The organism is Streptomyces sp. NPDC040545 (genome assembly GCF_055595065.1).
Map to the genome: position 1 here is coordinate 54,110 of NZ_JBVIWA010000024.1, position 16,492 is coordinate 70,601.

Consider the following 16,492-nt stretch of genomic DNA (forward strand, 5'->3'; position numbering starts at 1 on the left):
GATACTGAGCGGCTGGACCGGAATGGAGCCGGAATGACCGGATTGGTGACCGGCTCGACGACGGACCGAATTGGTGACGAGGGAAGGGCGCGGCGACGTGGCTAGGGTTCGGACAGGGGTACGCGTCGTGGGCGCCGTGCTCGCGGCGGTACTGGGGGCCTCGCTCGCGGGCTGCAGCAGTACGGGCGGCAAGCGCGCCGAGGAGCGCGCGAGGGCCGCCGAGGCGGGCCGGCCGGCCGTCTCCACGCCGCGCTGGACCTTCGCGATGGTCACGCACGCGGGGGACGGCGACACCTTCTGGGACATCGTCCAGAAGGGCGCCAAGGAGGCCGCGGCGAAGGACAACATCAACTTCGTCTACGCCCACGACGACCAGGCCCAGCAGCAGGCACAGTTCGTGCAGAACGCCATCGACCAGAAGGTCGACGGGATCGTCGTCAGCCTGGCCAAGCCCGAGGCCCTCAAGGACGTCCTCGCCAAGGCCGTCAAGGCCGGCATCCCGGTGATCACGGTCAACTCCGGCTCGGCCCAGTCCGCCGCGTACGGGGCGCTGACCCACATCGGCCAGGACGAGGTGATCGCGGGCGAGGCCGTCGGCGCCGAGCTGAACAAGCGCGGGAAGAAGCGGGCCGTCTGCGTCCTGCACGAGCAGGGCAACGTCGGCCACGAGCAGCGCTGCGCCGGGGCCAAGAAGACCTTCTCCGGAACGATGGAGAACCTGTACGTCGAGGGCACCAACATGCCCTCCGTCCAGGCGGCGATCCAGGCCCAGCTCCAGGCGGACCCCTCCGTCGACGCCATCGTCACCCTCGGCGCGCCCTTCGCGCCCACCGCCGTCAAGGCGAAGGACGCGGCCGGCAGCAAGGCCGAGGTCGACACCTTCGACCTCAACGAGTCCGTCGCCCGCGACCTGAAGTCCGGAGCCCTCGGCTTCGCCGTCGACCAGCAGCCCTACCTGCAGGGCTACGAGGCCATCGACCTGCTCTGGCTCTACCGCTACAACGCGAACGTGCTCGGCGGCGGCCGTCCCGTGCTGACCGGACCGCAGATCGTGACCGCCGACGAGGCGGGCAAGCTGGAGGAGTACATCAAGCGGGGCAGCCGATGAGCGCGGCCGCACCCGCCGACGGGCGCGACGAACGGCTCGCCCCCACCTCCACCCTGCGCAAGCTGCTCGCCCGCCCGGAGCTGGGCTCGGTGGTCGGCGCCGTCGCCGTCTTCGTCTTCTTCTCCCTCGTCGCGCCGACCTTCCTGCAGGCCTCCAGCCTCAGCACGATCCTCTACTCGGCCTCCACCATCGGGATCATGGCCGCCCCGGTGGCCCTGCTGATGATCGGCGGCGAGTTCGACCTCTCCGCGGGCGTCATGGTCACGACCTCGGCACTGGTGAGCTCGATGTTCAGCTACCAGATGACCGCCAACGTCTGGGTCGGCGTCGGCGTGTCCCTGCTGGTCACCCTGGCCATCGGGTTCTTCAACGGATTCATGCTGACCCGTACGAAGCTGCCCAGCTTCATCATCACGCTCGGCACCTTCCTGATGCTGACCGGCCTCAACCTCGGCTTCACCAAGCTGATCACCGGCACGGTCTCCACCAAGACCATCGCCGACATGGAGGGCTTCTCCTCCGCGCGCGCCCTCTTCGCCTCGCAGTGGAACATCGGCTCGGTCACCCTCAAGGTCACCATCCTGTGGTGGCTGGCCATCGTGGCCGTCGCCACCTGGATCCTGCTGCGCACCCGCGCCGGCAACTGGATCTTCGCCGTGGGCGGCGGTGCCGACGCGGCCCGCGCCACCGGCGTGCCCGTCGTGAAGACCCGTATCGGCCTCTACATGGGCGTCGCCCTGTGCGCCTGGATCTCCGGACAGCACATCCTCTTCTCGTTCGACGTGGTCCAGTCGGGCGAGGGCGTGGGCAACGAGTTCCTCTACATCATCGCGGCCGTCATCGGCGGCTGTCTGATGACCGGCGGCTACGGCTCCGCCATCGGCTCGGCGGTCGGCGCCTTCATCTTCGGCATGACCAGCAACGGCATCGTGTACGCCCAGTGGAATCCGGACTGGTTCAAGTTCTTCCTCGGCGCGATGCTCCTGCTGGCCACGCTGCTCAACGCATGGGTCCGCAAGCGGGCGGAGGCAACCAAGTGACCGCGACGGAAAAGACCACGACCGGGCCCGCAGCGGGCACCGCCCTGGTGAAGCTGACCGACGTCAGCAAGTTCTACGGGAACATCCGCGCGCTCCAGGGGGTCTCCCTGGAGGTCTCGGCGGGCGAGATCACCTGTGTCCTCGGCGACAACGGCGCCGGCAAGTCCACCCTGATCAAGATCATCGCTGGGCTGCACCGGCACGACGCCGGCACCTTCGAGATCGAGGGGGAGGAGACCGTCCTCGCCAACCCCCGCGCGGCCCTCGACCACGGCATCGCCACCGTCTACCAGGACCTCGCCGTCGTCCCGCTCATGCCCGTGTGGCGGAACTTCTTCCTCGGCTCCGAGCCCACCAAGGGCCGCGGCCCCCTCCGCCGCCTCGACGTGGACCTCATGCGCGAGACCACCCGCACCGAGCTGCTGCGCATGGGCATCGACCTGCGCGACGTGGACCAGCCCATCGGCACGCTGTCCGGCGGTGAGCGGCAGTGCGTGGCCATCGCCCGCGCCGTGTACTTCGGGGCGAAGGTCCTCGTACTCGACGAGCCGACCGCGGCCCTCGGCGTCAAGCAGTCCGGAGTGGTCCTCAAGTACGTCGCCGCCGCCCGGGACGCGGGCCTCGGCGTGGTCCTGATCACCCACAACCCCCACCACGCGTACCTGGTCGGAGACCGTTTCGTCCTCCTCAAGCGGGGCACCATGGCGGGCAGCCACACCCGCGACTCGATCACGCTCGACGAGCTCACCCGGCAGATGGCGGGCGGCTCCGAGCTGGACGAGCTGAGCCACGAACTGGAGCGAGTGGCAGAATCAGGGGCAGGCGCCCCACACGCCACGGCCGCGACGGACGGCGCAGCCGGTCGCGGCGGCCCGGCCGACGAGGCCGACCGGCCCCCCCGAACCACCGCACCCAAGAGGGACGACACGACTCGATGAGCACGTACCGGGACTTCACGCTCACCCACCGGGGGTCGGCGCGAGGCACCGTCCTGCGGACCATCGGGACCCGGGAGCGCCGGTCGCACCTGACGGCCCCGCGCGTCCCCACGGTCGGCATCGACATCGGCGGAACCAAGGTGATGGCCGGCGTCGTCGACGCCGACGGGATCATCCTGGAGAAGATCCGCACGGAGACCCCGGACAAGTCCAAGAGCCCCAAGGTCGTCGAGGACACCATCGTCGAGCTGGTGCTGGACCTCTCCGACCGGCACGACGTGCACGCGGTCGGCATCGGGGCGGCCGGCTGGGTCGACGCCGACCGCTCACGCGTGCTGTTCGCACCCCACCTGGCCTGGCGCGACGAGCCCCTGCGCGACGCGCTCCAGTCCCGGCTCGCGGTCCCGGTCATGGTCGACAACGATGCCAACACCGCCGCCTGGGCGGAATGGCGCTTCGGCGCCGGACGCGGCGAGGACCACCTCGTCATGATCACGCTCGGCACCGGCATCGGCGGGGCCATCCTCGAAGGCGGTCAGGTCAAGCGCGGCCGGTACGGGGTCGCGGGCGAATTCGGCCATATGCAGGTCGTCCCCGGCGGCCACCGCTGCCCCTGCGGCAACCGCGGCTGCTGGGAGCAGTACAGCTCCGGGAACGCCCTGGTCCGCGAGGCCCGCGAGCTGGCCGCCGCCGATTCGCCGGTCGCGTACAACATCATCGCCCGGGTCGGCGGCAACGTCTCCGAGATCACCGGACCGCTGATCACCGAGCTGGCCCGCGAGGGCGACGCCATGTGCGTCGAGCTGCTCCAGGACATCGGCCAGTGGCTGGGCGTCGGCATCGCCAACCTCGCCGCCGCCCTCGACCCGTCCTGCTTCGTCATCGGCGGCGGCGTCAGCGCCGCCGACGACCTGCTGATCGGTCCGGCCCGGGACGCCTTCCGCCGCCACCTCACCGGTCGCGGCTACCGCCCCGAAGCCCGTATCGCCAAGGCCCAGCTCGGACCCGAGGCGGGCATGGTCGGCGCCGCCGACCTCGCCCGGCTCGTCGCCCGCCGCTTCCGCCGCGCCACCCGCCGCCGGGTCGAGCGCTACGAGCGGTACGAGCGCTACGCGCAGCAGCTGGGGCGGCGCGATCCCGCCGCCCCCAAGGACCAGGACGAACAGTGAACCCGCCCACCCTGCCCCACCAGGCCTCCGCCCCCGACGCCGAAAGCACCCCGGCGCCCACCGCCGAGGACCGCAGGCACGTCGTCAAGCGCCGCTGGATCACCGCGATCATCATCCTGCTGCTGGTCGGCGTACCCGCGGGCTACCTGGCGATCTCCACCCAGCAGAGCCGCGAGAGCGGCCGCGACAAGGCCGCCAAGGTCGGCGCGTCCAAGGTGCGCCCCGGCTGGCCCTCCAAGGTGCAGCGCAGCATCTACGAGGTCCCGGTCCCGGACAAGGCCTGGCGCGTCGGGTTCCTGGAGACCAACAACTGGCGCACCAGCCGGCTGTACGTCCAGTTCGCGGTCACCCCGCCGGAACTGGACGGCTTCCTGTCCTCCCTCGGCATCGGCCGACAGGACCTGACCCCCGGCGTCTCGGTCTCCGCGCACGACACCTCGATCGCCGGCTGGCACTGGAAGCCGGAGACCTCATGGCTGGGCACCACCCTCGAACAGGACGACCCCCGGCCCACCCGGGACATCACCGTCGACCTCACCGACCCCAAGGTCTCCAAGGTCTACGTCGTCTCCTCCACCACCCCCTAGCCTTGGGATCATGAAGCTCACCAAGCGGCTGCATTCCTGCGTCCAGTTGGAGAAGGACGGGCGCACGCTCGTCATCGACCCGGGCGCCTTCAGCGAACCGGACGCGGGACTGGGGGCGGACGCCCTGCTGGTCACGCACGAACACCCCGACCACTTCGAGGAGGGCCGGCTGCGGGCCGCCCTCGACGCGAATCCGGCCGCGCAGCTGTGGACCCTGCGCAGCGTCGCCGAGAAGCTCGCCCCCGCCTATCCGGGCCGGGTGCACACCGTCGGCCACGGCGACGCCTTCACCGCGGCCGGGTTCGAGGTCCAGGTCCACGGGGAGCTGCACGCGGTGATCCACCCGGACATCCCGCGCGTCACGAACGTCGGCTACCTCGTGGAGGGTTCCCTCTTCCACCCCGGGGACGCGCTGACCGTGCCCGGGGTCCCCGTCGAGACGCTGATGGTCCCGGTCCACGCCCCCTGGAACAAGGTCTCCGAGGTGGTCGACTACCTCCGCGAGGTCAAGCCGCGCCGGGCCCTCGACATCCACGACGCCTACCTCTCCGACCTCGCCCGGCCGATCTACGACAACGTCCTGGGCGCCCTCGGGGGCACCGACCACGGGCGACTCACCGCGGGCGACTCCGCCGAACTGTGACTGTCGGTGCCGGGCGGTAGGTTGGCACGTATGCGTATCGCCACCTACAACGTCAACTCCATCACCGCCCGGCTGCCGCGCCTGCTGGCCTGGCTGGAGAGCTCCGGTACGGATGTCCTGTGCGTCCAGGAGACCAAGTGCTCGGAGGCGCAGTTCCCCTACGACGAGCTGCGTGAGCTGGGCTACGAATCGGCGGTCAACGCCACCGGCCGCTGGAACGGCGTGGCCCTGCTCTCCAAGGTCGGCCTGGAGGACGTGGTCCTCGGGCTGCCCGGCGGGCCCGACTACGAGGGCGTCCAGGAACCCCGCGCGATCTCCGCGACCTGCGGTGGGGTCCGGGTCTGGTCGGTGTACGTGCCCAACGGGCGCGAGGTCGAGCACGACCACTACGGCTACAAGCTGGACTGGTTCCGCTCCCTGACCACGGCCATCGCCGAGGAGGCGGCCGGTCCGCGCCCCTTCGCGGTGCTCGGAGACTTCAACGTGGCCCCGACCGACGAGGACGTCTACGACCCGGCCGTCTTCGCGGGCCTCACCCATGTCACCCCCGCCGAGCGGGCCGCCCTGGAGGCGCTGCGCGCCGCCGGGCTCTCGGACGTGTTCCCGCGCGCCCTGAAGTACGACCGTCCCTACACCTTCTGGGACTACCGGATGCTCGCCTTCCCCAAGAACAAGGGCATGCGCATCGACCTGGTCTACGGGAACGAGTCCTTCACCAAGGCCGTGACCGATTCCTACGTCGACCGCGAGGAGCGCAAGGGCAAGGGCGCGTCCGACCACGCGCCCGTCGTCGTGGACCTGGACCTCGCCCGGTAGCCGGTGGCTGGTGGCCGGTGCCATCCGGGCCGACGGATCCAGGCGCGCCCTGTGGTCAGTGGCGGATCCTGGTGCGACGCTGGGCGGTATGAACATCCCCTTCCTGGACAACTGGCTGAACCGACGCGAAACGGAACAGGGCGCGGGACTCGCCGCCGCCCTCGCGGACGACCCCGAGGGCGTCGCCGAGTTGTTCTCGGAGTGCGAGATGCTGCGCGTCCAGGCACGGGCGGACGGGCTCGAACTCAACGAGAGCCAGGCCTCGTTGGAGGCCCTGGACCAGCTGATGCCGCGCTGGCGGCGGGATCCCGAGGCGGTGCCCTGGCTCGGCAACGACGCCGGCTTCTACCTCGGGACCGTGATCATCCGGACGGTTCCGGGGGCCGCCTGGCGGGTGTGGCCCAACGGTCAGCCGGTGATCCGGCTGGCCTCGGGCCGGGAGCTGAACGTGATCGAGTCGGGCCTGTCCTGGGCGATGACCGGATCCCCCGAGCTCAGCCAGGCGTACGCCGAGGCCTCCGAGGGCTGACGCCCCGGAGTGTCGATACCGACTCCGACTCCGACTCCGACAAGTGGGCAGGGCAGCACATGGCCGTCGAAACGTTGATCGAGCTGCGGGACGTCAACAAGCACTTCGGTGCGCTGCACGTACTGCGGGACATCAGCCTCACCGTCGGCCGCGGGGAGGTGGTGGTGGTCATCGGCCCCTCCGGTTCCGGGAAATCCACCCTGTGCCGGGCGATCAACCGGCTGGAGACCGTCGAGTCGGGCACGATCCTGATCGACGGGGAGGCGCTGCCCGCCGAGGGCAAGGAGCTGGCCCGGCTGCGTGCCGAGGTGGGGATGGTCTTCCAGTCCTTCAACCTGTTCGCGCACAAGACCGTCCTCGCGAACGTCTCGCTCGCGCAGGTCAAGGTCCGCGGCCGCAAGCGGGGCGAGGCGGACCGGCGCTCCCGGGAGCTCCTGGAGCGGGTCGGCCTGGCCGACCAGGCCGAGAAGTTCCCGGCCCAGCTCTCCGGCGGTCAGCAGCAGCGCGTGGCGATCGCCCGCGCCCTCGCCATGGACCCCAAGGCCCTGCTCTTCGACGAGCCCACCTCCGCGCTCGACCCGGAGATGATCAACGAGGTGCTGGAGGTCATGCGGCAGCTCGCCGGCGAGGGCATGACCATGGTCGTGGTCACCCACGAGATGGGCTTCGCCCGCTCCGCCGCGAACCGCGTGCTCTTCATGGCCGACGGGCAGATCATCGAGGACCGTACCCCGGAGCAGTTCTTCACCGCCCCCGAGAGCGACCGGGCCAAGGACTTCCTGTCGAAGATCCTCAAGCACTGACGGGCCCGGCCGGCCGCCGGGTGCCGGGCCGCCCGGCGGCTGCTGCCGGGCGCCCGGTCCCGGCAGCAGCCGTGTCTCACTGCTCGCGCAGCGGGACCGACAGGTAGCTCGGATCGGTGCGCGGCGAGGAGAAGGTCAGCTGCGCGCCGATGGGGTTGTGCTCGATGTAGAGCGGGTCGACCGTGTCGATGACGAGAGCGAGCCGGTGGCCCGCCGGGACGTCATAGGCGGTGGAGAACAGCTCCAGGTCCACGCCGAAGGCCTGGCCGGGAGCCTTCCCGTGGAAGGTGTACGGGGCGTTGCTGACGAGCTTGCCGATGCCGAGCGGGCCGACGTCGTAGAGGTACGCGACGAAGGTGCCGTCGCCCTTGGTGGGGGTGACGGTGGTGTGCAGCTTCGCGGTGCCGCGGATCCGCCGCGCCTCGTCGTAGCGCTCCGACTGCCAGACGGCCGCGAAGGCCCGGGGGAGGAGCGGGACGGAGGCGATCGGCGGCGCCTTCACGAACTGGTCGAGGGCGCTGGAGAGGAGGAGGATGCCGCCGTTGGCGCCGGAGTCGACATTGGCGAAGAGGTGCTCGCTGTCGGAGAGCGCCAGCTTCTCGGTGCCCCCGGAGCCGACCGACTTCCAGTCGGCGTAGCCCTCGTACCCGTCGTTGCTACGGGACTTGATCTGCACCGGGGCCTCGGTGTCGACGCCGTTGCGCTCGCCCTTGAGGTAGCGGTCGAACCAGCGGTGCGCGTTGGTCCAGGTGTCGTTGGGCAGCCCCAGCAGGCCGGTGCCCTCGGCGGTGGCGTGGTCCCCGGGCCGGAACTCCAGGCGCTTGGGGCCGGTCAGCCGCTCGTAGAACTTCGCGTACTGGTTGGGCGGGAAGATGGTGTCTCCCCAGGCGTTGCCGAGCATGATCGCGGCGCCGTTGGCGTTGATCCGGTCCACCTGCTCGGAGGCCGAACGCCTCCTGCCCCACTCGATCATCTGCTGCTCCTGGTCCAGCCGGGAGCCGAGGAAGTTGCCGAGGAGCGTCTTGAGTTCGGGTCCGGGGCGGCCGGTGAGGTACCCGGCGGCGCCGAGCATTCCGGCGGCCTGGAGGTGCTGGGTGCGGCCGGAGTAGATGGATTCGATGAGGTCGGCCCAGCCGCTCATCGAGACCACGGCCTTGACGCGCGGGTCGTGGGCGGAGGCCAGCAGGGTGATACCGGCGGCGTACGAGACCCCGCCGAGGCCGATGCGGTCCGCGTCGGCGGGGGAGTTGGCGAGGGCCCAGTCGATGACGGCGCTGACGTCGGCGATGTCCGGCGGGCCTGCAACCTCGATGTCGCCGCCGGAGAGCCAGAAGCCGCGGGAGGTGTAACTGACCACGACGTAACCGGAGTCGGCGAGCTTCTTGGCCTGGGCGATGTACTCGATCTGCGGCAGGCCCCAGCTGGTGGGCAGCACGATCAGCGGGTACTTCCGGCCGCTCTGGGCCCCGGCCGGGGTGAAGACGTTGCCCTTGAGGGTGATTCCGCCGGATCCCGGGATGTCGTGGAAGCGCAGCTGCGAGGAGGCGTCGGCGGCGGCTGCCGCGGTGGTGACGGGAGCCGCCTGGGCCTGATGGGGGGCCAGGCCCAGGACGGCTGCCGCCAGCAGGGTCGCCACGGCCGCTGCGGTGGTGGTGCGTTGCATCTGTCGCTCCTCGCGCGTGCGCCGGGATTGTCAAAGTGACCCGACGGTAACGGGAGCGTGTTACCGAAAGTAACCCATGGGTAAGTTACGCACTGGTAACGATTGGGTGAGGGCGGTCGACCAGCCGCCGGCCGGCCGTCAGCCGTTCTGCGGGGTGCCGGACAGGGCGCTCTTGGCCTTCCACTGGTCCCAGGAGAGGTTCCACTCGCCGTAGCCGTTGCCGATGTCGGCGTTGCCCTTCGAGCCCTCGCCGACCACCTCGAAGGCGTCGCCGATCTGGGACTGCGCGAAGAACTCCTTGGCGTCGGCGTCGCTCATCCCCACACAGCCGGAGCTGCTGTTGGCCCGCCCGAAGTTGCCGGAGTTCCACGGGGCGGCGTGCGCGTACATGCCGGACCAGGTGAGCCGCATCGAGTAATCGACCATCTTGTTGTAGGCGTTGTCCAGGCCCACCGTCTGGGAGTCCATCCGGATGGTGCCCTCCTTCGACATGATCACCATCTTCCCGGACCATGAGGCCTTCTTGCCGCCGGGCGTGCCGGCCGAGATCGGGACCGTCTTGAGCGCCTGGCCGTCCTGGGTCACCGACATCTTCTTGGTGTCGAGGCTGACCTGGATCCGGCGGTCCTTGCCGATCTTGAAATCGGTGTTGTAGTCCCGGGTGAACATGCCCCCGCCCTTGCCGGAGTCCACGCCGTTCAGGTTCATCTCGACCTTCACGTCCGTGCCGGACTTCCAGTAGTCCTTGGGCCGCCAGTCGACGCGGTCGTTGCCGGAGTAGTCCTTGATCCAGCCCCAGGAGCCCTCGGTGTTGTCCGAGGTGGTGACCTTGAGCTGCTTCTCGACCTCGGCCTTGTTCGTCACCGGGTTGTCGAAGACGAGCGACACGGGCATCGCCACGCCCACCGAGCTGCCCTTGGGGATGTTGATCGAGACCTTGTTCACCTTGTCGGCGGCGCTGGTCTTGAACTGGGTGGCGGCGCTCTGGCTGTCGGTGTTCTGCGCCTCGACCTTGTACTCCGCGCCGGGCGGGGCGTTGCGCTCCGAGGTCCAGGTCTTCCCGTCGTCGGAGATCTTCCCCGGCAGCTCCGCGCCCTTGGCGTCGGTCACCTTCACCTGGGCCAGCTTGCCCTCGGCGACGGTCACGGTCACCGGCTGGCCCGCCTTGACCTGATCGCCCGCGAGGTTCACCGAGACCGCCATGGGCGCCTTCGGCTTCAGCTCGGCCTTGCCCTTGTCGTCACCGCCACCGTCGCTCCCGCCCGAACAGGCGGTCAGCGAGGCGGCCAGAAGTGCGGTGCCCGCCATGGCGGTGCGGCGTATACGGCTCAACGAAGGGCCCTTTCCAGGAGCGGTGGAGTGAACGTCCGCAAAAGAGGATGCGAACGGCTCGACTTTAGGTTCCGCAATCGGCGGAAAAAGTCATCCTTTCTCTTGTGACATCGACCGCAGCGAAACGGTCATCATCCGGTCACAATCGCCGCGCACTTCGGTCACGGGCAGCTGTGAGAGTCCTGTGAGAGACCGTCAGGACGACAGGAAGGCCGTCTGCCGTGTGTGCACTGCTCGTGACCCCCGCCCAGCAGAACCATGACCAGGACCGGGAGCTCCGGGTGCGTGCCCTGTCGGTCTCCGAATACCAGGCGTTCCTTTCCCGTCACGGCGGGGCGAGCTTTCTCCAGTACCCGTCCTGGGCCCGCGTAAAGGACCTTTGGCGCTCGGAAAGGGTCGGCTGGCACTATCCGGACGGTCAGATTCAGGGCGCTGGTCTCGTTCTCTACCGGCAATTTCCCGGCACCCGCAAATACTTCGCCTACCTCCCCGAGGGGCCCGTCGCCGACTGGTCCGATCCGCACATCGACCGCTGGCTGACCCCGCTCATGCGCCACCTGCGCTCCTCCGGCGCCTTCGCCGTCCGCATCGGCCCCACCCCCGCCTACCGGCGCTGGGACGCGGCCACCGCCAAGTCCGCCGCCGGGCCGGGCCGGCAGATATCCGACGTGCTCGCCACCGAGGTCGATCCGGTGGGCGCAGCCCTCGCCGACCGGCTGCGCACGCGCGGCTGGACGCGGTGCGGCGGCGAGGACGACGGCGACGCCCAGCCCCGCCACGTCTTCCGCGTGCCGCTGGCGGGCCGCACCCTCGACGAGGTGTGGGCGGGCCTCAATCAGGAATGGCGGCGCAACGTACGCAAGGCCACGAAGTCCGGCGTGGAGACGGTCATCGGCACGTTCGAGGACCTGCCCGAGTTCTACCGGCTGCTGCGCATCACCGAGGAGCGCGACGGCTTCCGGCTCGGCCGCTCCCTCGCGTACTACGAGCAGCAGTACCGGGTCCTCAACGAGGAGGCGCCCGGCCGTATGCGGCTCTACCTGGGCGTTTACCAGGGGGAGATCCTCGCCGCCCACACGATGATCACCGCCGGGAAGCGGGTCTGGTACCAGACGGGCGCCTCCGCCGACCACCGCCGCGAGGTACGGCCCAGCAACGCCCTGCAGTGGCGCATGATGTGCGACGCCCACGCCCTCGGAGCGGAGGAGTACGACATGCGCGGGGTACCCTCCACCCTTGACCCCGACGAACGTTCCTTCGGGCTGCTGCGCTGGAAGCTCGGCACCGGCGGCCAGGTCGTCGAGACGCTCGGAGAGTGGGAGATACCGATGGACGGAGTCGCCAACACGGCGCTCTACAAGGCGTTCCAGGCGTACCTGGCTCGCCGGTGACGGCCACCGACACCGACAGCGGCACCGATACGGGCACCGGAGCGGCCGCCGCCGCGCCCGGAGCCGCCGCGCCCTCCGGGAAGACCTCGGTGCTGCGCAGCGGCGCCCTCATGGCGGCCGGTTCGATCGTCTCCCGCGCCACCGGCTTCATCCGCTCCGCCGTCGTCGTCGCGGCGCTGGGAACCGAACTCCTGGGCGACAGCTACGCCGTCGCCAACACGGTCCCGAACATCATCTACATGCTGCTCATCGGCGGCGCGCTCAACGCCGTCTTCGTACCCGAGCTCGTCCGGGCCGCCAAGGAGCACGCGGACGGCGGATCCGCCTACACCGACCGGCTGCTCACCGCCTGCACCGCCGCCCTCGTGGTGCTCACCGCCGTCGCGGTCCTCGCCGCCCCGCTGATCGTCTCGGTGTACACCGACTACGACGGCGCCCAGGCGAGCACCACCGCGGCCCTGGCCCGGTACTGCCTCCCACAGATCCTCTTCTACGGGCTCTTCACCCTGCTCGGCCAGGTGCTGAACGCCCGCGGCCGGTTCGGCGCGATGATGTGGACCCCGGTCCTCAACAACCTCGTCATCATCGGCGTCTTCGGGCTCTTCCTCTACCTCTCCCACGACGGGGCGCCCGGCCTCACCGCCGCCGAGACCCGGCTCCTGGGCCTCGGCACCACCCTCGGCATCCTCATCCAGGCCCTCGCCCTCGTCCCCTCGCTGCGCGCCGCCCGCTTCCGCTGGCGCCCGCGCTTCGACTGGCGCGGCAGCGGCCTCGGCCGCCCCCTGCGCAACGCGGGCTGGACCGTCATGCTCGTCCTCACCAACCAGATCGCCTACTGGGTCGTCACCCGGCTCTCCACCACCACCGGGCAGCAGGCCGTGGACGCCGGACTCGCGGGCGGTGCCGGCTACACCGCCTACAGCAACGCCTACCAGCTGTGGATCGTCCCGCAGGGCATCATCACCGTCTCCCTCGTGACCGCCCTGATGCCGCGGATGAGCGCGGCCGCCACCGAGGGCGACCTCGGCGCCGTGCGCCGCGACATCTCCTACGCCCTGCGCTCCAGCGCAGCCCTCGTCGTCCCCGCCGCCGCGCTCTTCGCCGCCCTCGCCCCCTGGGTGATGGGCAGTGTCTTCGAGTACGGCCGCACCGATGCCGCCGACATCGAGGTCATGGCGGGCATGCTCATCGCCTTCGCGCCCGGCCTGATCGCCTTCTCCGCGCAGTACGTCCTCTCGCGCGGCTTCTACGCCCTCTCCGACACCCGGACCCCCTTCTTCCTGAACCTGGTCATCGCCGCGCTCACCGCCGGGCTGTCGGCCGCCGCCTACCTCCTGCTTTCTCCGCGCTGGGCGGTCACCGGCATGGCCGCCGCCTCCTCCGTCGCCTTCATGGGAGGCGCCGCCGCCACCGCGTACGCCCTCTCCCGCAGGCTCGGCCCGCGCGCGGGCACCCGTACCGAGCGGCGCGCGACCGCCGTACGGACCCACGTGCGGCTGCTGGCCGCCTGCACACCGGCGGCCGCCGCCGGGTACGCGGCCGCCCGCGCCGCCGACCCGTTCGGCAACTTCGCCGCGGTCGGGGCGGGAACCGCCGCCCTGGCCCTCGTCGTCGTCATCCTCGCCGGGCCGCTGCGCCTGACGGAGATCACCGACATGCTGGACTCCCTGCGGCGCAGGACCGGCCGCTGACGGGAGGCAAGGCCCCGCAACACCTTTGGGATACTGACCGGATGCCACGCGTACTGCTGATCGAGGACGACCCTTCCATCCGCGAGGGGGTCGGCCTCGGCCTGCGCCGCCGGGGCCACGACGTGAGTTCCGCCGAGACCGGCGAGGAAGGGCTGGCGCTGATGGGCGGCTTCCGCCCCGAGCTCGTCCTGCTCGACCTGATGCTGCCGGGGATCAACGGGGTCCAGGTCTGCCGCCGCATCCGCGAGACCAGCCAGGTGCCGATCATCATGCTCACCGCCCGCGGCGACGACTTCGACATAGTCGTCGGCCTGGAGGCCGGCGCCGACGACTACATCGTCAAACCCGCCCGCACCGAGGTCATCGAGGCCCGCATCAAAGCCGTACTGCGCCGGCTCAGCGACCCCGTGGGCGCCCGCTCCGGGGTCGAGCACCACGGTCAGCTGACCATCGACCGCGCCGGGCTGAGCGTAGCCAAGAACGGCGAGCGCGTGCCCCTCGCCCCCAGCGAGATCAAGCTCCTGCTGCACCTGTCGGCCTCGCCCGAGCAGGTCTTCTCCCGCCAGCAGCTCCTCGAATACGTCTGGGACCACAGCTACCACGCCGATGCCCGGCTCGTGGACGCCTGCGTGCGCCGGCTGCGCACCAAGGTCGAGGACCCCGACGCGAGCCCCCGCTACATACAGACCGTGCGCGGCTTCGGCTACCGCTTCGGTCCCCTGTAGGCGGCCGTGAGACGCATCGCGCCGCTGGGCCTGCGCACCCGACTGATCGCGGCCTTCCTGCTGGTCGCCGCGATCAGCGCGGTGACCACCGCCGCCCTCACCTACCAGCAGGCGCGCAACGCGATCCTCAAGCAGACCCAGGACACCGCCATCAGCACCCTGCGGGACCAGGTCGAGCAGCAGGAGTTCCGTCTCCCGCTGGACCAGCAGGAGCTCCAGCGCATCGTCATCGATCTCGGCAAGCGCGGCAAACCCCACCCCTGGATCATCTTCGGCGAGTACGGCAGCGTGCGGGTCTCCACCAACCCCGGCACGCCGACCTCCAGCGTGATCACCGACAACCTGCGCGAGAAGGTCCGCCGCCACGACTACACCGCCTTCCAGCGGGTCGAGGACGCGCGCGGCAACCCGTGGCTCACCATCGGCGTCCCCGCCCTCTTCGAGCACGACGGCTTCAGCGAATCCACCGGAGCCGTCTTCTACGCCAGCGTCCCCCTCTCCACCGAGAAGCAGACCGTGGAGGCCATGGTCGACGCCGCCAAGCAGGGCGCCGTCCCGGGCCTGGCCATTGCCATCGTGCCCGCGCTGCTGGCTGCCCGCAGCGTGCTGCGGCCGGTCCGCGACATGCGCCGGGCCGCCCAGCACCTCGGCCGCGGCCGCCTCGACACCCGGATCGAGGTCCGGGGCGCCGACGAGCTCGCCGGACTCGCCCGCACCTTCAACGAGACCGCACGCGCCCTGGAGCAGTCCGTGCGCGAGCTCCAGGACGCGGAGGTCCGCGCCCGCCGCTTCGCCTCCGACGTCTCCCACGAACTGCGCACCCCCCTCGCCGGGATGCTGGCCGTCACCGAGGTCCTCGACGAGGACGCCGAACGCCTCGACGCCGACACCGCCAAGGCCCTGCGCCTGGTCAGCGCCGAGACGGGCAAGCTCGCCGTCCTCGTCGAGGACCTGATGGAGATCTCCCGCTTCGACGCCCGGGCCGCCGAGCTCAACCTCGACGACGTGGACATCGCCGAAGCCGTGCGCAAGACCCTGGAGCGCCGCCACTGGGTCGACGACCGCATCGTCGCCGAGCTGCCGGACCAGGTGCGCGCCCGGCTCGACCCGCGCCGCTTCGACGTGATCCTCGCCAACCTCGTCGGCAATGCCCTGCGGCACGGCGGCGCCCCCGTACGCATCACCGTACGGACCGCACCGGGCGAGGACGGCGAACGGCTGCTGATCGACGTCGCCGACAGCGGCCCCGGCATCGCCCCCGAGGTGCTGCCGCACATCTTCGACCGCTTCTTCAAGGCCGACGCGGCCAGGACCCGCTCCGCCGGAAGCGGTCTCGGCCTCGCCATCACCCTGGAGAACGTCCGCCTGCACGGCGGAACCCTCCTCGCGGCCAACGGGCCCGCCGGGGGAGCGGTGTTCACCCTCGACATGCCGCTGGAGGCCCGCGTATGACAGGGCGCAGGACGAGAACGAGGTCCCGGGCGGCCGTGGCCACGGCGGCGCTGGTGAGCTGCGCCCTGCTGCTCACCGGGTGCGGGATCAAACGCAGCGGGGTGATCGACAGCGGCCACGCCGCCACCGTCAAGGTCGCCGATGGCAAGAACAGCACCTATCTCTACTTCCTCTCCAAGGAGGGCGACCGGCTCGTCCCGGCTCCGTTCAGCCTGCTGGTGGACTACAAGCTCAATCCCGTGGTGCTGCTGCGCCTGCTGCTGGAAGGCCCCCGCGGCCGGGCCGGCGAGGCCGGGCTCACCACAGGTCTGCCCCAGCTGCCCGCCGGCCAGGGGGCGGAGAAGCTCGAGGTGAGCTCGGCTTCGCACGCGGGGGTGACGGTCCGGGTGCCGTTCGCCGTGGGTGACCTGTCGGCCCTGGCCCGCATGCAGCTCGTCTGCACCATGGGCATCTCCGCCGTGAAGGACACCCTCACCCCCGTCACCCTGCAGGGCAGCGACACCACCCTCGCCCCTGCCGAATGCGACCTGAAGCGCTGACGGGCACCCCCTGGGTACCCGGCCGCGCCCTTGCGGGCAGCCCCGCGCACCCGTCACGGTGGCCCC

At 70.6% G+C, this 16,492-nt stretch carries 16 protein-coding genes; 14 read left to right on the top strand and 2 right to left on the bottom strand.

Annotated features, from left to right (window positions below; translation table 11 throughout):
- The first annotated feature begins 97 nt into the window (after positions 1-97).
- The 9 genes from ACZ573_RS33000 (at position 98) to ACZ573_RS33040 (ending at position 7,633) form a co-directional block, all read left to right on the top strand.
- Positions 98-1,108 carry a substrate-binding domain-containing protein gene (locus tag ACZ573_RS33000; RefSeq protein ID WP_471311473.1) on the top strand — a complete coding sequence of 337 codons (1,011 nt, stop codon included), beginning with the start codon at positions 98-100 and terminating at the stop codon, positions 1,106-1,108.
- Positions 1,105-2,148, top strand: a complete 1,044-nt coding sequence (locus ACZ573_RS33005; RefSeq protein WP_471311476.1) for an ABC transporter permease — start codon at positions 1,105-1,107, stop codon at positions 2,146-2,148. Before ACZ573_RS33000 ends, ACZ573_RS33005 begins: the two co-directional genes overlap by 4 nt.
- Positions 2,115-3,086, top strand: a complete 972-nt coding sequence (locus ACZ573_RS33010; RefSeq protein WP_471311479.1) for an ATP-binding cassette domain-containing protein — start codon at positions 2,115-2,117, stop codon at positions 3,084-3,086. The genes ACZ573_RS33005 and ACZ573_RS33010 overlap by 34 nt, the downstream gene beginning before the upstream one ends.
- Positions 3,083-4,255 carry an ROK family glucokinase gene (locus ACZ573_RS33015; protein ID WP_351156548.1) on the top strand — a complete coding sequence of 391 codons (1,173 nt, stop codon included), beginning with the start codon at positions 3,083-3,085 and terminating at the stop codon, positions 4,253-4,255. The genes ACZ573_RS33010 and ACZ573_RS33015 overlap by 4 nt, the downstream gene beginning before the upstream one ends.
- On the top strand, positions 4,252-4,842 hold the full coding sequence (locus ACZ573_RS33020) for a hypothetical protein (protein WP_471311482.1): 591 nt from the start codon (positions 4,252-4,254) through the stop codon (positions 4,840-4,842). The genes ACZ573_RS33015 and ACZ573_RS33020 overlap by 4 nt, the downstream gene beginning before the upstream one ends.
- A gap of 10 nt (positions 4,843-4,852) precedes the next feature.
- Entirely contained in the window at positions 4,853-5,485 is a 633-nt protein-coding gene (locus tag ACZ573_RS33025; RefSeq protein WP_471311485.1) for an MBL fold metallo-hydrolase, read from the top strand.
- Between the two features lie 30 nt (positions 5,486-5,515).
- Positions 5,516-6,301 (top strand): exodeoxyribonuclease III, encoded by a 786-nt coding sequence (locus ACZ573_RS33030; RefSeq protein ID WP_471311488.1) that lies wholly within the window; start codon positions 5,516-5,518, stop codon positions 6,299-6,301.
- A gap of 88 nt (positions 6,302-6,389) precedes the next feature.
- Entirely contained in the window at positions 6,390-6,830 is a 441-nt protein-coding gene (locus tag ACZ573_RS33035) for a DUF6278 family protein (RefSeq protein WP_471311491.1), read from the top strand.
- A 59-nt stretch (positions 6,831-6,889) separates the two neighbouring features.
- A complete protein-coding gene (locus ACZ573_RS33040) occupies positions 6,890-7,633 on the top strand; it encodes an amino acid ABC transporter ATP-binding protein (protein ID WP_471311494.1) in 744 nt (247 codons plus the stop codon).
- A 76-nt stretch (positions 7,634-7,709) separates the two neighbouring features.
- Here ACZ573_RS33040 and ACZ573_RS33045 read toward each other — a convergent pair whose 3' ends face one another.
- Together ACZ573_RS33045 and ACZ573_RS33050 are read right to left on the bottom strand one after the other, a co-directional pair.
- Positions 7,710-9,296, bottom strand: a complete 1,587-nt coding sequence (locus tag ACZ573_RS33045) for a CocE/NonD family hydrolase (RefSeq protein WP_471311497.1) — start codon at positions 9,294-9,296, stop codon at positions 7,710-7,712.
- Between the two features lie 138 nt (positions 9,297-9,434).
- Positions 9,435-10,604: a L,D-transpeptidase gene (locus ACZ573_RS33050; RefSeq protein ID WP_471311611.1), complete on the bottom strand. Its 1,170-nt coding sequence runs from the start codon at positions 10,602-10,604 to the stop codon at positions 9,435-9,437.
- A 245-nt stretch (positions 10,605-10,849) separates the two neighbouring features.
- On the opposite strand from ACZ573_RS33050, the gene ACZ573_RS33055 reads away from it, so the two are divergent.
- From ACZ573_RS33055 to ACZ573_RS33075, 5 genes are read left to right on the top strand one after another with little or no spacing between them, the layout of a single operon-like run.
- Entirely contained in the window at positions 10,850-12,019 is a 1,170-nt protein-coding gene (locus ACZ573_RS33055) for a lipid II:glycine glycyltransferase FemX (RefSeq protein ID WP_471311500.1), read from the top strand.
- On the top strand, positions 12,016-13,710 hold the full coding sequence (gene murJ / locus ACZ573_RS33060; protein WP_471311503.1) for a murein biosynthesis integral membrane protein MurJ: 1,695 nt from the start codon (positions 12,016-12,018) through the stop codon (positions 13,708-13,710). Before ACZ573_RS33055 ends, murJ begins: the two co-directional genes overlap by 4 nt.
- Before the next feature lie 41 nt (positions 13,711-13,751).
- Positions 13,752-14,435 (top strand): response regulator, encoded by a 684-nt coding sequence (locus ACZ573_RS33065; protein WP_471311505.1) that lies wholly within the window; start codon positions 13,752-13,754, stop codon positions 14,433-14,435.
- A 6-nt stretch (positions 14,436-14,441) separates the two neighbouring features.
- Positions 14,442-15,887 (top strand): ATP-binding protein, encoded by a 1,446-nt coding sequence (locus ACZ573_RS33070; protein ID WP_471311507.1) that lies wholly within the window; start codon positions 14,442-14,444, stop codon positions 15,885-15,887.
- Positions 15,888-15,922: 35 nt separating this feature from the next.
- Complete coding sequence (locus ACZ573_RS33075) at positions 15,923-16,426, top strand: hypothetical protein (RefSeq protein ID WP_471311510.1); 504 nt, start codon at positions 15,923-15,925, stop codon at positions 16,424-16,426.
- The last annotated feature ends 66 nt before the right edge of the window (positions 16,427-16,492 follow it).

Bases quoted from the DNA above. Each gene is read 5' to 3' on its own strand.
- ACZ573_RS33045 (WP_471311497.1), bottom strand. From the start codon at position 9,296: ATGCAACGCACCACCACCGCAGCGGCCGTGGCGACCCTGCTGGCGGCA.
- ACZ573_RS33030 (WP_471311488.1), top strand. From the start codon at position 5,516: ATGCGTATCGCCACCTACAACGTCAACTCCATCACCGCCCGGCTGCCG.
- ACZ573_RS33065 (WP_471311505.1), top strand. From the start codon at position 13,752: ATGCCACGCGTACTGCTGATCGAGGACGACCCTTCCATCCGCGAGGGG.
- ACZ573_RS33025 (WP_471311485.1), top strand. From the start codon at position 4,853: ATGAAGCTCACCAAGCGGCTGCATTCCTGCGTCCAGTTGGAGAAGGAC.
- ACZ573_RS33040 (WP_471311494.1), top strand. From the start codon at position 6,890: ATGGCCGTCGAAACGTTGATCGAGCTGCGGGACGTCAACAAGCACTTC.
- ACZ573_RS33035 (WP_471311491.1), top strand. From the start codon at position 6,390: ATGAACATCCCCTTCCTGGACAACTGGCTGAACCGACGCGAAACGGAA.
- ACZ573_RS33015 (WP_351156548.1), top strand. From the start codon at position 3,083: ATGAGCACGTACCGGGACTTCACGCTCACCCACCGGGGGTCGGCGCGA.
- ACZ573_RS33005 (WP_471311476.1), top strand. From the start codon at position 1,105: ATGAGCGCGGCCGCACCCGCCGACGGGCGCGACGAACGGCTCGCCCCC.
- ACZ573_RS33010 (WP_471311479.1), top strand. From the start codon at position 2,115: ATGGGTCCGCAAGCGGGCGGAGGCAACCAAGTGACCGCGACGGAAAAG.
- ACZ573_RS33050 (WP_471311611.1), bottom strand. From the start codon at position 10,604: ATGGCGGGCACCGCACTTCTGGCCGCCTCGCTGACCGCCTGTTCGGGC.